22 protein-coding genes are annotated in these 17,287 nt (G+C 67.9%); 9 read left to right on the top strand and 13 right to left on the bottom strand.

The features are described from left to right. Nucleotides 1-148: 148 nt before the first annotated feature. Nucleotides 149-343: a DUF1192 domain-containing protein gene (locus NJQ99_RS00415; RefSeq protein WP_269330833.1), complete on the bottom strand. Its 195-nt coding sequence runs from the start codon at nt 341-343 to the stop codon at nt 149-151. Nucleotides 344-455: 112 nt separating this feature from the next. Between NJQ99_RS00415 and NJQ99_RS00410 the strand changes: the two genes are divergently transcribed. Together NJQ99_RS00410 and NJQ99_RS00405 are read left to right on the top strand one after the other, a co-directional pair. Next, nucleotides 456-1,454, top strand: a complete 999-nt coding sequence (locus NJQ99_RS00410; RefSeq protein WP_269330832.1) for an NAD(P)H-quinone oxidoreductase — start codon at nt 456-458, stop codon at nt 1,452-1,454. 166 nt (nt 1,455-1,620) lie between these two features. Then, entirely contained in the window at nt 1,621-2,295 is a 675-nt protein-coding gene (locus tag NJQ99_RS00405) for a DUF1013 domain-containing protein (RefSeq protein WP_269330831.1), read from the top strand. 67 nt (nt 2,296-2,362) lie between these two features. On the opposite strand, the gene NJQ99_RS00400 is transcribed toward NJQ99_RS00405, so the two are convergent. From NJQ99_RS00400 to NJQ99_RS00390, 3 genes are all read right to left on the bottom strand, one after another. Then, nucleotides 2,363-3,274, bottom strand: a complete 912-nt coding sequence (locus NJQ99_RS00400; RefSeq protein ID WP_269330830.1) for a DMT family transporter — start codon at nt 3,272-3,274, stop codon at nt 2,363-2,365. Nucleotides 3,275-3,280: 6 nt separating this feature from the next. Continuing rightward, nucleotides 3,281-4,087, bottom strand: a complete 807-nt coding sequence (locus NJQ99_RS00395) for an SDR family NAD(P)-dependent oxidoreductase (RefSeq protein WP_269330829.1) — start codon at nt 4,085-4,087, stop codon at nt 3,281-3,283. A gap of 109 nt (nt 4,088-4,196) precedes the next feature. Next, a complete protein-coding gene (locus tag NJQ99_RS00390) occupies nt 4,197-4,364 on the bottom strand; it encodes a YdcH family protein (protein ID WP_269330828.1) in 168 nt (55 codons plus the stop codon). Between the two features lie 97 nt (nt 4,365-4,461). Between NJQ99_RS00390 and NJQ99_RS00385 the strand changes: the two genes are divergently transcribed. After that, a complete protein-coding gene (locus tag NJQ99_RS00385) occupies nt 4,462-5,064 on the top strand; it encodes a UbiX family flavin prenyltransferase (protein ID WP_269330827.1) in 603 nt (200 codons plus the stop codon). Nucleotides 5,065-5,070: 6 nt separating this feature from the next. Here the strand turns inward: NJQ99_RS00385 and NJQ99_RS00380 are convergent, their stop codons facing one another. Further along, nucleotides 5,071-5,559 carry a TIGR02444 family protein gene (locus NJQ99_RS00380; RefSeq protein WP_269330826.1) on the bottom strand — a complete coding sequence of 163 codons (489 nt, stop codon included), beginning with the start codon at nt 5,557-5,559 and terminating at the stop codon, nt 5,071-5,073. 115 nt (nt 5,560-5,674) lie between these two features. On the opposite strand from NJQ99_RS00380, the gene NJQ99_RS00375 reads away from it, so the two are divergent. The 4 genes from NJQ99_RS00375 to NJQ99_RS00360 all read left to right on the top strand — a co-directional run bounded on the left by NJQ99_RS00375 (nt 5,675) and on the right by NJQ99_RS00360 (nt 8,124). Then, nucleotides 5,675-5,875 (top strand): YdcH family protein, encoded by a 201-nt coding sequence (locus NJQ99_RS00375; protein ID WP_269330825.1) that lies wholly within the window; start codon nt 5,675-5,677, stop codon nt 5,873-5,875. 130 nt (nt 5,876-6,005) lie between these two features. After that, on the top strand, nt 6,006-6,503 hold the full coding sequence (purE, locus tag NJQ99_RS00370; RefSeq protein WP_269330824.1) for a 5-(carboxyamino)imidazole ribonucleotide mutase: 498 nt from the start codon (nt 6,006-6,008) through the stop codon (nt 6,501-6,503). After that, nucleotides 6,493-7,599, top strand: coding sequence for a 5-(carboxyamino)imidazole ribonucleotide synthase (locus tag NJQ99_RS00365; RefSeq protein ID WP_269330823.1), 1,107 nt, complete (start codon nt 6,493-6,495; stop codon nt 7,597-7,599). Before purE ends, NJQ99_RS00365 begins: the two co-directional genes overlap by 11 nt. A gap of 57 nt (nt 7,600-7,656) precedes the next feature. Continuing rightward, nucleotides 7,657-8,124, top strand: coding sequence for an MAPEG family protein (locus NJQ99_RS00360; RefSeq protein ID WP_269330822.1), 468 nt, complete (start codon nt 7,657-7,659; stop codon nt 8,122-8,124). A 16-nt stretch (nt 8,125-8,140) separates the two neighbouring features. Here NJQ99_RS00360 and NJQ99_RS00355 read toward each other — a convergent pair whose 3' ends face one another. Beyond that, nucleotides 8,141-8,836, bottom strand: coding sequence for a COQ9 family protein (locus NJQ99_RS00355; RefSeq protein WP_269330821.1), 696 nt, complete (start codon nt 8,834-8,836; stop codon nt 8,141-8,143). A 174-nt stretch (nt 8,837-9,010) separates the two neighbouring features. On the opposite strand from NJQ99_RS00355, the gene rpsU reads away from it, so the two are divergent. Beyond that, on the top strand, nt 9,011-9,217 hold the full coding sequence (gene rpsU / locus NJQ99_RS00350) for a 30S ribosomal protein S21 (protein WP_269330820.1): 207 nt from the start codon (nt 9,011-9,013) through the stop codon (nt 9,215-9,217). Between the two features lie 99 nt (nt 9,218-9,316). Here the strand turns inward: rpsU and NJQ99_RS00345 are convergent, their stop codons facing one another. From NJQ99_RS00345 to NJQ99_RS00315, 7 genes are all read right to left on the bottom strand, one after another. After that, on the bottom strand, nt 9,317-9,514 hold the full coding sequence (locus NJQ99_RS00345) for a hypothetical protein (protein ID WP_269330819.1): 198 nt from the start codon (nt 9,512-9,514) through the stop codon (nt 9,317-9,319). A 113-nt stretch (nt 9,515-9,627) separates the two neighbouring features. Continuing rightward, nucleotides 9,628-11,025 (bottom strand): NAD(P)(+) transhydrogenase (Re/Si-specific) subunit beta, encoded by a 1,398-nt coding sequence (locus NJQ99_RS00340; RefSeq protein WP_269330818.1) that lies wholly within the window; start codon nt 11,023-11,025, stop codon nt 9,628-9,630. 16 nt (nt 11,026-11,041) lie between these two features. Further along, nucleotides 11,042-11,494, bottom strand: a complete 453-nt coding sequence (locus tag NJQ99_RS16325; protein WP_269330817.1) for a proton-translocating transhydrogenase family protein — start codon at nt 11,492-11,494, stop codon at nt 11,042-11,044. A gap of 17 nt (nt 11,495-11,511) precedes the next feature. After that, nucleotides 11,512-12,648 (bottom strand): Re/Si-specific NAD(P)(+) transhydrogenase subunit alpha, encoded by a 1,137-nt coding sequence (locus tag NJQ99_RS00330; RefSeq protein WP_269330816.1) that lies wholly within the window; start codon nt 12,646-12,648, stop codon nt 11,512-11,514. A gap of 67 nt (nt 12,649-12,715) precedes the next feature. Further along, nucleotides 12,716-12,856, bottom strand: coding sequence for an aa3-type cytochrome c oxidase subunit IV (locus NJQ99_RS00325; protein WP_269330815.1), 141 nt, complete (start codon nt 12,854-12,856; stop codon nt 12,716-12,718). Nucleotides 12,857-12,960: 104 nt separating this feature from the next. Continuing rightward, nucleotides 12,961-14,355, bottom strand: a complete 1,395-nt coding sequence (locus tag NJQ99_RS00320) for an ABC1 kinase family protein (protein ID WP_269330814.1) — start codon at nt 14,353-14,355, stop codon at nt 12,961-12,963. A 136-nt stretch (nt 14,356-14,491) separates the two neighbouring features. Next, on the bottom strand, nt 14,492-15,316 hold the full coding sequence (locus tag NJQ99_RS00315) for an OmpA family protein (protein ID WP_269330813.1): 825 nt from the start codon (nt 15,314-15,316) through the stop codon (nt 14,492-14,494). Nucleotides 15,317-15,778: 462 nt separating this feature from the next. On the opposite strand from NJQ99_RS00315, the gene NJQ99_RS00310 reads away from it, so the two are divergent. Next, on the top strand, nt 15,779-17,233 hold the full coding sequence (locus NJQ99_RS00310) for a sigma-54-dependent transcriptional regulator (RefSeq protein ID WP_269330812.1): 1,455 nt from the start codon (nt 15,779-15,781) through the stop codon (nt 17,231-17,233). Nucleotides 17,234-17,287 lie beyond the last annotated feature (54 nt).

The following is a 17,287-nucleotide window of genomic DNA, read 5'->3' as shown; positions in this document are numbered from 1 at the left end:
GCGGGCGGCGGGCGCAAAAAGAAAGAGCCGTGACAGGCACGGCTCAAGTCTAACAGGGAGGCATCGAAAAAGGTGGAGGATCGTCCACCAGGCCGTGCCGGATCGCGGCACGCCTCATGGTTAAAGCACGGGAAGCCTTAAGGCCCGGTTAACGCGGCCCGCCGAAGACGGAATCGGCGGCATCCTTGCTCGCGCGCTTGGCCGAGATGGCCTGCTCGGCCCGTGCGATCTCCGCCTTGAGCGTCGCTATGCGCTCCTCAAGCTCCCCGATCGACAGGCGCGACAGATCCGCGCCCGGTACGATCCCCTCAGGCTTCGGCGGCGGCACCTCGTCCCAGATCATCGCCTTTCCCTCCCTGCATTGGCGCATGCGTCCGGCCCCGGTTGGACCGCCAGGCCCGACGGGCTATTGTCCCGGGGCGACACCCATCAATCAAGACAAGAGGCCGTCCGCCATGCCGCTTCCCGAAACCATGACCGTCGTCGAGATCACCGAGCCGGGCGGGCCGGAGGTGCTGAAGCCGGCCACGCGGCCAGTGCCGCAACCGGCACATGACGAGGTGCTGATCAAGGTTGCCGCCGCGGGCGTGAACCGCCCCGACATCGCGCAGCGCAAGGGCGGCTATCCGCCGCCGAAGGGCGCGCCGGAGTGGCCCGGGCTCGAGGTCGCGGGCGAAGTGGTGGCGGCAGGCGCCGGCGTCGACCGCTGGAAGGCGGGCGACAAGGTCATGGCGCTGGTCGCGGGCGGCGGCTACGCCGAATATGTGACCGCGCCCGCCGCCCAGACCCTGCCGATCCCGGCGGGCATGGACATGGTCAGTGCGGCCGGCGTGCCGGAGACCTATTTCACCGTCTGGACCAACGTCTTCGACCGCGGGCGCCTGCAGGCGGGGGAAACCTTCCTCGTCCACGGCGGGTCGAGCGGCATCGGCACGACCGCGATCCAGCTGGCCGCGGCGCGCGGGGCGCGCGTGTTCGCCACCGCCGGGACGGACGAGAAGTGCCGGGCGTGCGAGAAGCTGGGGGCGGAGAAGGCGATCAACTACCGCACGCAGGACTTCGTGGCGGAAGCGAAGACGCTGACCGACGGGCGGGGGGTGGACCTGATCCTCGACATGGTGGGCGGTCCCTACATCCAGAAGAACATCGACACGCTGGCACTGGAGGGCCGCCTGGTGCAGATCGCGTTCCTGCAGGGTTCGAAGGCCGAGGTCGATTTCGTGAAGATGATGGTGAAGCGGCTGACCATCACCGGCTCCACCCTGCGGCCGCGCACGGTCGAGCAGAAGGCCGAGATCGCGGAAGCCCTGGAGCGCGAGGTGTGGCCGCTGCTGGAGAGCGGGCGCGTCGGGCCGGTCATCGACAAGACCTTTTCCTTCCCGCAAGGCGCCGAGGCGCATGCCTATCTCGAGGCCTCCGGGCACGTGGGCAAGGTCATCCTGACGATGGACTGAGTACGCAGCCGCCAAGGCGCTTTTCATTGCAGGGGAAATTGCCTATATACGGGGCGAATTTCCCGTCCATCGCGAGAATACGTGGTGACGGCGCACCGGAAAAGCCCCGGCGCGGCCCGGAGAGAAGCTGTAACGAGACCCGATCAACATCGTTTGCGGAGGCGCCATGTCCACGCCGCTCATGCCCAAGGCGACGGCCGTCTGGCTCATCGACAACACCACCCTGTCCTTCGACCAGATCGCGGACTTCTGCGGCCTGCACGTGCTGGAGGTGCAGGGCATCGCCGACGGCGACGTGGCGCAGGGCATCAAGGGGCGCGACCCGGTCACGGCGGGTGAACTGACGCGCGAGGAGATCGCCCGCTGCGAGGCCGATCCCGCCGCCAGCCTGAAGATGCGCGCGCGCGACCTCGCCCTGCCGAAGATCAAGCAGAAGGGGCCGCGCTACACGCCCGTCTCCAAGCGGCAGGAGAAGCCGGACGCGATCAACTGGCTGGTGCGCTACCATCCGGAGCTTTCGGACGCGCAGATCTCGAAGCTGATCGGCACGACGAAGACGACGATCCAGGCGATCCGCGAGAAGACGCACTGGAATGCCGCCAACCTCAAGTTCATCGACCCCGTGTCGATCGGCCTTTGCACGCAGGTGGAGCTGGACCAGGCCGTGCAGAAGGCGCAGGCCAAGCTCGCCAAGGACAATCCCCAGGCGGCAGAGGGCGCGACGCTCATGCCGGCGGCGGACAGCCTCGCGGAGGATACCCACCCCGACGACCTGCGCGCGGACGGGCGTGAGGAAGAGATCGACGCAGACAGCCTCTTCAACCTGCCGAAATCGGAATAACGGGCAAGGCGTCGCGTTGCTGCCAGGGGGCGCGGCGAAAGCTGCGCCCCTTTCGCATTTCAGGCCATCACGAACGGCGCATACGGCTCCCCGCCGGCCCCGCGATGGCGACGCCCGCCGCTGCAAGCGCCAGCCCCGCCCAGGCAACCGGCGGCATGACCTCGCCGATCACGAGCCAGGCGATCAGCGCGCTGACCGGCGGCACCATGAAGAACAGGCTGGAGACCTGCGCCGCCTCGCCGCGCCGGATCATCGCCAGCAGCAGCGTCAGCGCCACCAGCGAATTGCCGACCACGAGATAGACGAGCGCGATGCCAAGCTCCCACGTCCAGTCGACGTGCAGGTTCTCCATGGCAAGCGCGAGCGGCAGCGTCGTGGCGAAGCCTGCGGCGTACTGCACCGCGTTGGAGGTGACCGGGTGGCAGGTGACGCCGAACCGGCGCTCATAGAGCGTCGCGCCCGCGATTGCGAAGACCGCGATGCCAGCCAGCGCAGGACCGAGGAGCGATTCGGCCGAAAGCTCGTTGCGCACGCCGATGACCAGCGCCGCGCCGGCAAGGCCGAGGCCGAGGCCCGCCCACCGCCGCAGCGTCACCACCTCGCCAGTCAGCCGTGGCGCGAGGATGGCAACGAGGATCGGCTGCATGGAGACGATCATCGCGATGCCGCCCGCCGACAGTCCGGATTTCATGGCGACATAGCACAGGCCGAAGTAGACGGTCTGGAAGAGCACGCCGACCACGGCGAGGTGCCCCCACACTGCCCTGCTCGGCGGCAGCGGGGGGCGCAACAGCAGGGCAGCGGGCGCCAGCACCGCCAGCACCAGCGCGTAGCGCAGCGCCAGAAGGGTCAGGGGCTCTGCATGTTCCAGCCCCATCTTCGCAAAGCCGAAGCCGCCCGACCAGATCAGCAGGAAGATGACCGGGCTCGCCTTCAGCCAGAGGGGAGATGGCTCCCGCCCGCCACGTCCGTCGCGCAAGCGCGCCTACTCCTCGTCGGTCGGCATGAGATAATTGAGGCCCATCCGTCCGCCGTCGGCATAGATGCAGGTGCCCGTGAGATAACTTGCCGCCGGCGATGCGAGGAAGGCCGCCAGTTCCGCGATCTCCTCCGGCTGGCCGATGCGCCCGATGGGCGTGCGCGACAGGATCTTCCGCTTGGCGGCCTCGTCCCCCATCACCGCCTTCAGCACGTCGGTCTGGATCGAGCCCGGCCCGATCGCGTTGACCCGGATGCCATGCGGCGCGAGCGACAGCGCCATGACCTTGGTCATCTGGTTCAGCCCGCCCTTCGAAGTCACATAGGCGAGCTGGTTCGGGATCGCCAGAACCGCGTTGACCGAGGACATGTTGACGATGGCCGCGCGTACGTCGCGGGGCTTCGTTTCCTCCTCCGCGATCTGCTTGACCATCTGGCGGGCGACCGCCTGGCCGACGAGGAAGGGGCCCTTCAGGTTGACCGCCAGCACCCGGTCGAAATCATCTTCCTTGTAGTCGAGGAAGTCGGCCCCGGCGATGATCCCGGCGTTGTTCACGAGCGTGTCGATGCGGCCATAGGCGTCGATCGCGGCCGCCACGAGATTGTGGACATCCAGCCGGTCCGAAACGTCGCAATCGATGAAAATCGCCTCTCCGCCCGCCTCGACGATTTCCTCGCGCAGCTTTTCGCCTGCGCCCTCGTCCGTGTCCGCGATGACGAGCCGTGCGCCGTCGCGGGCGAATCGCTCGACGATGGCGCGGCCTATCCCCTTCGCGCCGCCGGTGACGATCGCGGCATGATCCTTGAGCGACATGATGCTGTTTTCCCCGTGTCCGGTTAGCCGTCAGCGGGGGGATGCTACGCGATCGCAGGCGGGCTTGCCGAGCCCCAATCTGTGGGGCCCGGCATTGCGCCCGAAAGCCTCAGTGATGCGTCAGGCGGGCAATCTCGTCCTTCAGCCGCAGCTTCTCACGCTTGATCTCCGCAATGCGCCGGGTATCGGCCGCCGGGCGGTTCTCCTCCTCGGCGAGGCAACGCTCCAGTTCGGCGTGCTTGCGGGAAAGCTGATGGATGTGCGACTCCAGGCTCATGATATGCCTCCCATTGCTGATGTAACCAGTAGAGCACCACATGCCCTCGATTGGAAATGGGCATGGATACGGACTCCCGCCAGTGAGGTTGCCCATCATGAACGGCAAAAGATTGATCGTCGGTATCTCTGGCGCATCGGGCGTGGCGATCGGCGTGCGGGTGCTTGAAATGCTGGCCCACGCAGGGGTCGAGGCGCACCTCGTCACGACCCATGCAGCCGACATGACCATCGGGTACGAGACCGGCCGCAAGCCGGCGGACGTTCATGCGCTTGCCCACACCGTCTACAAGGTGGAGGACGTGGGTGCGGCGCTCGCCTCGGGTTCGTTTGCGACCATGGGCATGATCGTCGCCCCCTGCTCCATGCGCACGCTGGCGGAGATCGCCACCGGCGTGACCTCGAACCTGCTGACCCGCGCCGCCGACGTGACGCTGAAGGAGCGCCGCCGCCTCGTCCTCGTGGCGCGGGAGACGCCGCTGCATCTCGGCCACCTGCGCAACATGGTCGCGGTAACCGAGATGGGCGCCGTGGTGGCGCCCCCCGTGCCGGCCTTCTATGCGGGGCTCGAGACGATGGACGAGGTCGTGACGCAGGCTGCCGGACGCGCGCTCGACCTCTTCGGCATCGCCGTGCCGGACGTGAAGCGGTGGGGCGAGGACCTGACCAAGGGCAGGCGCAAGGGGCCGCGGAAGGACTGACCGCCGCTATCGGGCATGGGCGGCCGCGACGAAGATCCGCCGCAGGAGGTCTTCCGCACCACCGCCGTCCTGCGGCAGGGTGGCGCGCGCCGCGGCCACAGCCTCCTCCAGTGTCGCGAAGGTCCGCCCGCTGCTGCCCGTCCCGGCTTCGAGCAGCGCAAGCTCGGCCCGCTCGCAGGCAAGCTCCGCCGCCTTGACCGCCGCGCGCGCCTCGGCCCCAAGGGGCAGGTCGTCCTCGTGCGGTTTCATCGCGCGGCGCACAGCGCGCAAGGGGTCCGTCGCGACGGCCCGCCAGGCGCCAATTCGCGCGAGCAGATCGCCCCGCGCCTCCCCCACCGGCACCGGGCGCGCTTCCGCCCACGCCCACGCGAGCCAGAGGATCACCGTGACCGCGGCCCCGTACCGGTCCTGCAGGGCAAGGCAATCGTCGGCTACGCCCGGCTGGCCGTAGAGCGCCACCGCAAAGCGCCACAGCGTCCCTTCCGGTATCTCCATGCTGCCTCCTCCCCCGTGCCGGAAAACCCTGATGCACGCGGGAGATGATGGACGCGCGGAGCGTTCCGGGCTAGCACTAAGGGCGCGTGGGGTGGAGGCTTTTGCGGGAAGAATCATGGACGAACAGGACGTGCTGAGGGCCCGCCTCGAAATCGTGAAACAGGAGCACCGCGACCTCGACGATGCGATCCGTGCGCTGGAGACGGCAAGCCTGCGCGACGAGCTTCAGATCCGGCGCCTGAAGAAGCGCAAGCTGATGCTGCGCGACGAGATCGTGCGCATCGAGGACCAGATCACGCCGGACATCATCGCCTGAGCACTCCCCGCACGGCCCGCGCATCCGCCAGCCCCTTGCACACCGCGCCTCTGCCCCTATACTCCCGCGCTTTCCGGGCGATCGGGGCCGTGGCGGGCCTGCACACGCCGGTGCCAGAGGGGAACACGCCATGACCGCGGCCAGCATCGACGTCGGCGTCATCATGGGCTCGCAGTCCGACTGGACGACGATGAAGGCGGCTTCCGACGTGCTCGCCGAACTGGGCGTCGCGCACGAGATCCGCATCGTCTCCGCACACCGCACGCCCGAACGGCTCTATGACTACGCGAAATCGGCACAGGCGCGCGGCCTCAAGGTGATCGTAGCGGGCGCGGGTGGCGCCGCCCACCTGCCCGGCATGGTGGCGAGCCTGACCACGCTCCCCGTCCTCGGCGTGCCGGTGCAGAGCCGGACGCTCTCCGGTCTCGACAGCCTGCTCTCCATCGTCCAGATGCCCGCGGGCGTGCCGGTCGGCACGCTGGCCATCGGGGCTGCGGGCGCGACCAATGCGGGGCTGATGGCGGCCTCCATCGTCGCGCTCGGCAACGCGGAGGTCGGGGCCCGGCTCGCGCAATGGCGGGCGGAGCGGACGGCGGCGGTCGCGGAGGCGCCCAGCGATGAGGCATGATACGGCGCCGGTCCCGCCCGGCGGCACCCTCGGGATCCTCGGCGGCGGACAGCTGGGCCGCATGATCGCACTGGCGGCCGCCCGCCTCGGCATCCGCGCGGTCGTGCTGGCGCCCGAGGCCGATCCCCCCGCAGGCCAGGTATGCCGCCATATCCGCGGGGACTACACCGACCGCGAGGCGCTCGACGCATTGGCCGATGCCGCCGACGTGGTGACGGTCGAGTTCGAGAACGTGCCCGACGCCGCGCTCGATGCGCTCGCGCCCATCGTCCCGGTACGGCCTGGCGCGCGTGCCTTCGCCATCGCCCGCGACCGGTTGAACGAAAAGACCTTCGTCAACGGTCTCGGCATCGGGACGGCCCCCTTTCAGGCCGTCGACAAGCCGATGGACCTGGCGCGGGCAGCCGCGCTGATCGGCACGCCGGCGATCCTGAAGACCCGGCAGTTCGGCTACGACGGCAAGGGGCAGGCGAAGCTCAGCGCAAGCGATCCGGCTGCATTCGACGCCGCGATGCGGGAGATCGGGTCCGCGCCCGCAATCCTCGAGGGCTTCGTCGACTTCGCGCGCGAGGTCTCCGTGATCGTCGCGCGGGGCGTGGACGGCGCGGTGGCGGCCTATGACCCCGTGGAGAACGTCCACCGCAACCACATCCTACACACCTCGACCGTGCCGTCGGCGCTGACGACCGCGCAGGCGGCGGAGGCGGTGCGCATGGCGGAGGCCATCGCAACCGCGCTCGACTATGTGGGCGTCATGGGCGTGGAGATGTTCGTGGCCCGCGACGGCGGCCTGCTGGTCAACGAGATCGCGCCGCGCGTCCACAACTCCGGCCACTGGACGCTGGAGGCTTGCGCCGTCAGCCAGTTCGAGCAGCATGTCCGCGCCGTCTGCGGCTGGCCGCTGGGGTCGCCCGCCCGCCATTCGGGCGCGGTGATGACCAACCTGATCGGGAACGAGGCGCACGCCTGGCGCGAGATCGTGGCGGAACCCGGCGCGGCGCTGCACCTCTATGGCAAGGCGGAGGCGCGTGCGGGCCGCAAGATGGGGCATGTCACGCGCCTGACGGGACCCTCGTCCGGAGCGCGACAAGGCTAGAGCCGAAAGGTGCTATCCTGCCCCGGCTCCATCAGGGGGCGAGGGGGGTATACCGCGATGACACAGTTCAGCCTGGACGACCCGGTGTTCGCGACCTATGCGATCGCCGCGGCGCTGATGATTCTCAAGACGCTTGCGATGGCCTGGCTGACTGTCCTGCGCATGATGCAGGTGAAGGGCGGCTACCGGGCGCCGGAGGATCTGCGCAAGACCCCGCTGAACCCGGCACCGGACCCGAAGCAGCTTGCCCCGGACGAGCGGGTGGAGCGTATGCGGCGCATCCACATGAACGACCTCGAGAACGTGCCGTTCTTCCTCGTGGCGGGATTTCTCTACGTGCTGACCGGGCCGTCGCTGCTGATGGCGCAGGTGGTGCTCTATGGCTATGTGGCCTCGCGGCTGCTGCACTTCGCCGCCTATGCGACGGCGCAGACCCATGACGTGCGCGCGACCTTCTGGACCGTCGGCGTGCTGATCCTGATCTACATGACGGTCGCCGTGCTGCTCGCCGCGCTGGGCTGGTAGCGCGCAAGCGCTCCGGTCAGCGACGCGCGCCGGGCCGGGGTACGACCGACCGCACGGGACGGCGCGCGGCCCCGGCATAGCGCAGCGCGCCCAGGAGGCGCAGCGGCGCCTCGGCCACGCCGCCGAGATCGGGCAGGCGCGCCTTGAACTTCTCGAAGTCCATGACGTTCTGGATGCGCCGGTCGAGGAAGGCCCAGGTCGCCTGCCGCCCCTCGCTGTCGTCGCCCAGCCAGTAGAGCAGCACGGACGAATAGACGGCCGCCAGCGTCAGGCGCTTGGTGTAGAAATTGTGGTCGGTGGAGGCGTCGCCCGCCGCGCGCCACATGGCGTCCACGGTGCCATAGAGCGAGCGCAGCGACAGCCCCGCGTTCTGCGGCAGGGCCAAGAGCGCGGCCGCCCGGCGCACCGCGTCCCGTTCTCCCTCCGCCTGCTCCAGCCGCGTCCGGATGGCGGTCGTGATCCGCTCCCGGATCTTCATCGTGGGCAAGTCCTTTTCCCGCAACGCCTCGACCATGCGCCGGTCGGCCTCCGCGACATAGAAGGCCACGAGATCGGGCGCACCCGCCGGAAAGGCGAGCCGCGCCCGGCCAGCGCTCACGCCGGCTTCTGCGGCCGCGGCGCACAAGGTCGCATCGGTCCAGCCGTCGAAGCCTGCGTGGGCCACGGCGGCGGCGAGAATCGCGCGCTTCACGTCGAGGTGCGGGTCGGTCATCGTCTCTCCTCCCCCGGGCGCCGGGGACACTCGATGGGGTGAACACTAGGCCGCCGGGAGCGCGAGGAAAAGCGGCGGATTGCCTCTCCCGCTCCGCACGCAGCATGTGGACAGGCCGTTCCGCCTTTGCTATAAGCCGCGCCCACGTACAGAAAGGCGGGTGAAGGAAACAACGTGCAAGTCATCGTTCGCGACAACAACGTCGACCAGGCTCTCAAGGCGCTGAAGAAGAAAATGCAGCGTGAGGGCATCTTCCGCGAGATGAAGCTCCGCAATCATTACGAGAAGCCGTCGGAAAAGCGGGCCCGTGAAAAGGCCGAGGCTGTCCGCCGGGCGCGGAAGCTGGCGCGGAAGCGGGCGCAGCGCGAAGGTCTGCTCTAAGGCCGGGCCCGGCGCGCGCGCCGGAACGCTCCTTCACTGAAAACGTCAAAGGCCAGCTTGCGCTGGCCTTTTTCATTTCCGCCCCTTGTGCCCATCGGGTCACTCGAAATGGCTCCAGGGATCGGAGGACGCGGCAGCAGGCACCCCCGCCGCGTCCTGCTCCACCCCCCCATGTGCCGCTTCGAGCGGGCCGGTGAGCACCAGCCCGACGACAGCGGCGCTGAGAAGGCCCGTGACCACGAGGCCCACGGCGGCCCATGCACCCGCGGCCGATCCGGCCCATCCGGTGAGAAACATTGCATCCACTCCCGTTCGTTGTGTTCTCGTTCGGAAGGTTCCTACGCAGAACGCCGGGCCCTGGATCGCTCCCAGGCCCGGCGTTTCGCGTGGCTGTGCGCTTTCGCCGCGGGTCAGAGGTCGCGGACGATCGCCTCCACCATCTTCTTGGCGTCGGCAAACAGCATCATCGTGTTGTCGCGGAAGAACAGCTCGTTCTCCACGCCTGCATAGCCCGAGCCCATACCGCGCTTCACGAAGAGGACGGTGCGCGCCTTCTCCACGTCGAGCACCGGCATGCCGTAGATCGGCGAGGACTTGTCGGTCTTGGCCGCCGGGTTGGTCACGTCGTTGGCACCTATCACGAAGGCAACGTCGGCGTCGGAGAACTCCGAATTGATGTCCTCCAGCTCGAACACCTCGTCATAGGGCACCTGCGCCTCGGCCAGCAGAACGTTCATGTGGCCGGGCATGCGGCCCGCGACGGGATGGATGGCGTACTTCACCTCGACGCCCGCCTCCTTCAGCAGGTCGGCCATCTCGCGCACCGCGTGCTGGGCCTGCGCCACCGCCATGCCATAGCCCGGCACGATGATGACCTTGGAGGCGTTCTTCATCACGAAGGCCGCGTCTTCCGCCGAGCCCTGCTTCACCGGGCGCTGCTCAACCTCGCCGGCTGCAGCCGCCACAGTCTCCCCGCCGAAGCCGCCGAGGATGACGGAGAAGAAGGAGCGGTTCATGCCCTTGCACATGATGTAGCTGAGAATCGCGCCCGACGAGCCCACCAGCGCGCCCGTGATGATCAGCGCCGTGTTTTCCAGCGTGAAGCCGATGCCCGCCGCGGCCCAGCCCGAGTAGGAGTTGAGCATCGACACGACGACCGGCATGTCCGCGCCGCCGATCGGGATGATGATCAGCACGCCGATGGCGAAGGCGAGCAGCGCCAGCAGCCAGAACGCAAGCGCGCTGTCCGTCGCCGTGAACCAGATGATGAGCACGACCAGCGCAATGCCGAGCGCGAGGTTCACCAGGTGCTGGTTCGGGAAGGTGATCGGCTTTCCCGACATGCGCCCGTCGAGCTTCAGAAACGCGATGATCGAGCCGGAGAAGGTGATCGCGCCGATCGCGGCCCCGAGGGCCATCTCGATCAGGCTCGCCGTCTTGATGTTGCCGAGCGTGCCGATGCCGAACGCTTCCGGCGCATAGAGCGCGGCCGCCGCCACGAACACCGCGGCCATGCCGACCAGGGAGTGGAAGGCCGCGACGAGCTGCGGCATGCTCGTCATCGGCACGTCGCGCGCGATCTTCGCGCCGATGCCGCCGCCGATGGCGATGCCGGCGAGAATCAGCACCCAGGAGGTCAGGTCCGATGGCGCCGCCACGAACAGCGTCGTGACGACGGCAATGGCCATGCCGACCATGCCCATGCGGTTGCCCCGCTGCGAGGTCGTCGGATGCGACAGGCCGCGCAGCGCAAGGATGAACAGGACCCCGGAAACCAGGTAGAGAAGGGCCGCGAGATTGGCTGACATGTCTCTCTAGCCCCCTTCAGGTCTTCTTCTTGTACATGGCCAGCATCCGCTGGGTGACGAGGAAGCCCCCGAAGATATTCACGCTCGCCATGACGAGCGCGAGGAACCCCAGGATCTTCGCGCCCCAGCCGGCGCTCTCGCTCGTCACGTCGCCGAGCGACACGCCCACGGCCAGAAGTGCACCGACCACGATCACCGAGGAGATCGCGTTGGTCACCGACATCAGCGGCGTGTGCAGTGCGGGCGTCACGCTCCACACCACGTAGTAGCCGACGAAGATCGCCAGCACGAAGATCGCGATGCGGAAGATGAACGGGTCGATGCCTGTCGCGTGGCCGGCGGCATCTGCGACCGCGCCCGCCGTGCCTTCCATCGCCTGTGCCGTCTCGGCGGCCTGCGCGATGGCAGCGTCGAGCGCGTCGCGCGCCGCCCGGGCCGTCTCCAGTGCTGCGTTCAGGTCCTGCGCCATGGTTGTCCCCCCTGGCCTCAGCCGGATTTCGCGAAGTTCGGATGCACGACCGCACCGTCGCGGGCGATCAGCGTGCCTTTCACGATGTCGTCATCCCAGTCGATGGCGAGCGCGCCCTTCTCCTTGTCGATCATCGGCGTCAGGAAGTTCAGAAGGTTGCGCGCATAGAGCGCCGAGGCATCGACCGCGATGCGGCCCGCCATGTTGGGATAGCCGACGATGCGCACGCCATGCGCCTCGACAACCTCGTCGGGCTTCGACAGCGGGCAATTGCCGCCCTGCTCGACCGCCAGGTCGACGATGACGGAGCCGGGGCGCATCGCCTTCACCATCTCCTCGGTCACGAGGACCGGTGCCGGGCGGCCGGGAATGAGCGCCGTGGTGATGACCATGTCCTGCTTGGCGACATGGCTTGCCACAAGCTCCGCCTGCTTCTTGCGGTACTCTTCCGACATCTCCTTGGCGTAGCCGCCCGCGGTCTCGGCCTGCTTGAATTCCTCGTCCTCGACCGCGATGAACTTGGCGCCCAGCGATTCGACCTGCTCCTTCGCGGCTGGGCGCACGTCGGTCGCGGTCACGACCGCGCCGAGACGCCTTGCCGTGGCGATCGCCTGCAGGCCCGCGACGCCCGCGCCCATCACGAAGGCCTTGGCGGGGGCGACGGTGCCCGCGGCGGTCATCATCATCGGCATGGCCTTCTCGAACAGCGCCGCCGCCTCGACCACCGCGCGGTAGCCCGCGAGGTTCGCCTGGCTCGACAGCACATCCATCGACTGCGCGCGCGTGATGCGCGGAATGAATTCCATGGCGAAGACGGTAAGGCCCGCGTCCGCGCAGGCCTTCATCGTGTCCGGATCGTTGTAGGGATTGAGGAGGCAGGCGACCACCGTGCCGGACTTGTAGTCCTTCAGCTCCTTCTCCTGCGGGCGGCGCACCTTCAGCACCACGTCCGCACCGGAGACGCACGTCTTGTGCGTGCCCGCGATCTTCGCACCCGCTTCCTCGAAGAGCGCGTCGGCGATGTACGAGCCCGCTCCGGCGCCCTTCTCGACCGTCACCTCGGCACCGAGGCCGATGAATTTCTTCACGGTCTCAGGCGTTGCGGCGACACGGGGCTCCTTGTCCCGTGTCTCCTTCGGGATTGCGATTTTCATGGCCCCTCCCCGGCCGGCGGATGGATCTCCGCCGCGATAGCGCACACGGCAGTGCGGCGCCGTTCCCTCAGAGAAGGAACAGTGCCATCAGGATCAACACGAGCGCGACCGAAATGGTTCCCCATTTCGTGAACGTCACGAATCCGGCCCATGTCCGCTCGTGCTCTGCAATGTCCATGCGCGCCCCCTCCTCGGTCTTCTTAGCCATACCGGTCCTGTCCCGAACGATTACCCCGATAATGACACTCGGAATACCGAAACCCGCGCCGCCCCGCAAGCGAACTGGTACGGACAGCTGAGGAATTCGGTCTGCTAGGCCGAGGCGTGCGCGGCTGCAGGCAGGGGCACGTCCGCATCGCAGAACGCACGCCCCTGCGCGTCCCGAAGCCCGCCGGTGTCGAAATCGCCGATCATCGCGTTGAAGAGCCGGTGCCAGTTCAATTCGGCGCCCAGGCGCAGAAACACCGCGCCCAGCCCGATGGCGGCCCGGTCCATGAACACGAACTCGCGCGGCGGGGTGATCTTGCCCAGCCTGCGCAAGCGGCCATGCACCTCCTGCGCCTCCGCGCGCCCGTATTGCCCGGGGCTCACACCGTCGGCAATGGTTCGCACCCGGTCCTCGAGCATCGGCCCGTAGATGAAACGCGCCCAGATGTTCAGCGCGTCGACCATCTCCGCTGTGAGGTTGCGGAAGCCCCAGGTTTCGTAGGCGTGCACGGCGAGCGCCCGGTCACCGTCGCGGATTGCCCGGTAGAGATCCACGACGCCGCGGACGAACTCCGGCGGGAAGGTACGGATGCAGCCGAAATCCAGAAGGTTCAGGCCGCCGTCTTCGCGCACCGTGTAATTTCCGAGATGCGGGTCGCCGTGGATCGCGCCGAACCCCGAGAAGGGCCGCCACCATGCCTTGAACATGGCCTCGGCAATGCGATTGCGGGCCTCCTGGGGCGCGTCCGTGAAGTCCAGAACGGGCTTTCCGTCCAGCCACTCCATGGTCAGCAGGCGGCCCGTCGACAGGCTCTCCACCGGCTCCGGAACGGTCACCTCCGGCACGTCCGCCAGCATCCTGCGATAGAGCCGCATGTGCCGGCGTTCCAGGCCGTAATCCAGCTCCTCGCGCAGCCGCATCCCGATCTCCTCGCCGATCTGCGAGGGGTCGATGGCGCCGTCCATGCGGCGGAAGATCGCGAGAATGACCGAAAGCTGGCGCAGGTCGGCCTCTACCGCAGAGGCCATCTCGGGATACTGGAGCTTGACCGCGAGCAGGCGCCCATCGTGCGCCGTTGCCCTGTGTACCTGCCCCAGCGAGGCGGCCGCCACGGCATCGCGGCCAAACTGCGCGAATCTCGCCTGCCAGTCCGGGCCGAGTTCCGCGGACATCCTGCGGCGCACGAACGGCCAGCCCATGGGCGGCGCGTTCGACTGGAGCGTGGCAAGCTCCTGCGCATATTCGTCCGGCAAGGCCTCGGGAATCGTCGCGAGAAGCTGCGCCACCTTCATCAGGGGGCCCTTCAGCCCGCCCAGAGCTGCCGTCAACTCGCTGGCATGCCGGCCGCGGTCGAGGTCCATCCCGAGCAGGCGGCTGCCGGCGAAGCGCGCAGCAAGCCCGCCCACATTGGTGGAGACCCGCGCGTACCGGCGCACCCTGCCGCCCAGCCTGTTGCGCTCCTCGTCCTGCTCCATCGTGAGGCCTGTCCGCTCCGCCATTCTGCCATCGAGGGCCCCGGCAGGCCCTGCCCGGGGATATGGCCCGCGGGGCGAAAAGAGAAAGGCCCCGCCGAGGTGGCGGGGCCTTCCATCTCACTCCGGATCCCGTGCGGGGGTCCGAAACCGGTCCGCGATCTTACTTGATCGTGATGACCGCGCGGCGGTTGAGCGGCTCAGGCGTGCCGTCCGCAGTCGGAACGGCCAGCTGCGACTCGCCGAGCGTGTCGGTCGAGATCGCGCCCGCACCCACGCCGCGGTCCGTCAGGGCCTTCTGCACAGCCTTGGCACGGCGGTCGCCGAGGCCGAGGTTGTAAGCCGACGGGCCGGCTGTGTCGGTGTGGCCGTCAACCGTGACGCGCGGCGCAGCCATGCCGCGCAGAGCCGACACGATGCTGTCCACGACGCGCTGGGCTTCCGCCGTCAGATTGTACTTGTCGAAGCCGAAGTAGATGGTGAACGCGTTCGGAGCGGCGGGAGCCGCAACCGGTGCACCGCCCTTGCAGGCCGCGAGCGCGTCCTTGAACTGCTCCGCACGCTCCGCCGGCGTGGGCGGATAGACGCTGTCGCTGGCGTGCAGGTAGGCGTCGTACATCACCTGGGCGCGGGCGCAAGCCTCCGGACGCGCGGACCGGTTGGCATCGAGCGCCGCGAGCAGGTCGTTGCGCCATGCGTCCGCGTCACCGCCGACACCGAAGTCGGCCGGCTCCCACGGAAGAACCGTCTCGCCGCCCATCGCCGCGAGACCCTTGTTGGTGTAGAGGCCGGACTGGTACCAGTTCACGTGCTCCTTCGCCTCCAGGCGCGCAACGCTCTGATACTCGCGCGCAAGGTGGGCGTTGAAGTCAGAACCCTGAATGTTCTGGCCGATGAAATCTTCTGCATGGAAGGTGCCGCCGAGGCCCGCGCAACCGGCCAGGCCCAGAAAAGCACCCATCATCATCGCTCGGGAGATTGCCCTCATCCCTCGTCTCCGTAAATTTCCGCACAGGTCCGGTGTGCATGACCAAGTCAGGGCTTCGAACCGATAAAACCCCGCATCGCCATTCTTCGCACAGCCCTTGCACGAAGGGCAACCGCGGACCTCCCCTTAAGGCATTAAGCTCGCCGACGTTGCATAGGCGCAACACTGTGATGGCGAACGTCTCGATAAAGACACACTGCACGCCAGCCATGACAGTCACGACCGGCAACAGTGTAACGCTCTCCCGTGACACCGGGTTCCCCGCCACCGCGTGTTTTTTTCAAGCGAACCGCGGCAAGCCCTTCTTGCCGCGCCCTTAACGTGGCCTTAAGCATCGGCGTCGATTGTGTGATTTTGGGACTCCGTATTGCGGATGACGCGGGGTCGCGTGTAGGGTTAATAGAAGTTGCGTGCTTGCCCGCAAGGGGCGAGGGGGGCATGCAAGCCGAAGCGGGATTGGCAATGGTTCAGAAGATACTGATCGTCGACGATGATCCGGCACAGCGGCGCCTGCTGGAATCGGTTGTGGGCACGCAGGGCTACGTGACGGAAACGGCGCAGGACGGGCGTGCTGCGCTCGACTATCTGCGTGGGCCGAAGGGAGCCGACGTCGATCTTGTGCTGCTGGACCTCGTGATGCCCGGCATGAACGGCATGGCCGTGCTGGCGGAGATCAAGCCGGAACGGCCCGGTCTGCCCGTGATTGTCCTGACCGCGCATGGAAGCGTCACGACCGTGGTCGAGGCGATGCGCGCGGGCGCAAACGATTTCATCGTGAAGCCCGCGAGTCCGGAACGGCTGCAGGTTTCCATCGAGAACTGCCTCAAGCTGAACCGGTTGAGCGGCGAGGTGGAGCGGCTGAAGCGCCGGGCGTCGAACACGCTGGGCTTCAACGATCTCATCGCGCGCTCGCTGCCGATGCGCCAGGTGCTGAAGCTGGCGGAGCGGGCGGCAAAGTCGTCCATCCCCGTGCTGATCGACGGCGAATCCGGTGTCGGCAAGGAGGTGATCGCACGCGCCATCCAGGGCTCCTCCGACCGCGCGGGCAAGCCGTTCGTCACCGTCAATTGCGGGGCGATCCCCGAAAACCTCGTCGAATCGATCCTGTTCGGTCACGAGAAGGGCGCCTTCACCGGCGCCACCGACCGGCACACCGGAAAGTTCGAGGAAGCAAACGGCGGCACGCTGTTCCTCGACGAGATCGGGGAACTGCGCCTCGACATGCAGGTCAAGCTGCTGCGCGCCCTGCAGGAAAGCGAGATCGACCGCGTCGGCGGCACCAAGCCGATCAAGGTGGACGTACGGATCATCTCGGCAACGAATCGGGACCTCGCGCAACTGGTGGCCGAGGGCAAGTTCCGCGAGGATCTCTATTACCGCCTCAACGTGTTCCCGCTGACCATCCCGCCGCTGCGGGAGCGGGCGGAGGACATTCCTGACCTGATCGAGCACTTCATAAGCCGTTTCGCGGTCGAGGAAGGCAAGAAGGTTCGCGGCATCACGCCGGAGGCGATGGAGATGCTGACGGCCTTCCGCTGGCCGGGCAACGTCCGTCAGCTCGAAAACGCGGTGTTCCGCGCGGTCGTCCTGTCCGAGAGCACGATGCTCGGCGTCGACGATTTCCCGCAGATCGCGTCGGCCCAGCGCACCAGCGTCCCCTCCGGCGCTGCCGAGTTGTCCGGCGACGGTCCGGTGGCGGAGCGCGTGGTGACCGTGCGCCCGTCGGACACGGTGATGGCCGTGGACAACGAGGGCCATGTGCGCCAGCTCGACCAGGTCGAGGCGGACATGATCGACTATGCGATCCGGCGCTATGGCGGTCACATGTCGGAGGTGGCGCGCCGCCTCGGCATCGGCCGCTCGACGCTTTACCGCAAGGTCCGCGACTACGGGCTCGAAAGCCGCGAGAGCGCCTGACCCCGGCACGCCCGGGACACGGCAAGGGCGGCCTCCAGGGCCGCCCTTTTCCGT

Origin of the sequence: Futiania mangrovi, from assembly GCF_024158125.1 — a bacterium.
Taxonomy (GTDB): Bacteria; Pseudomonadota; Alphaproteobacteria; order Futianiales; family Futianiaceae; genus Futiania; species Futiania mangrovi.
The sequence above is the reverse complement of the archived record's forward strand: the minus strand, read 5'-3'. Positions and strand labels throughout refer to the sequence as shown.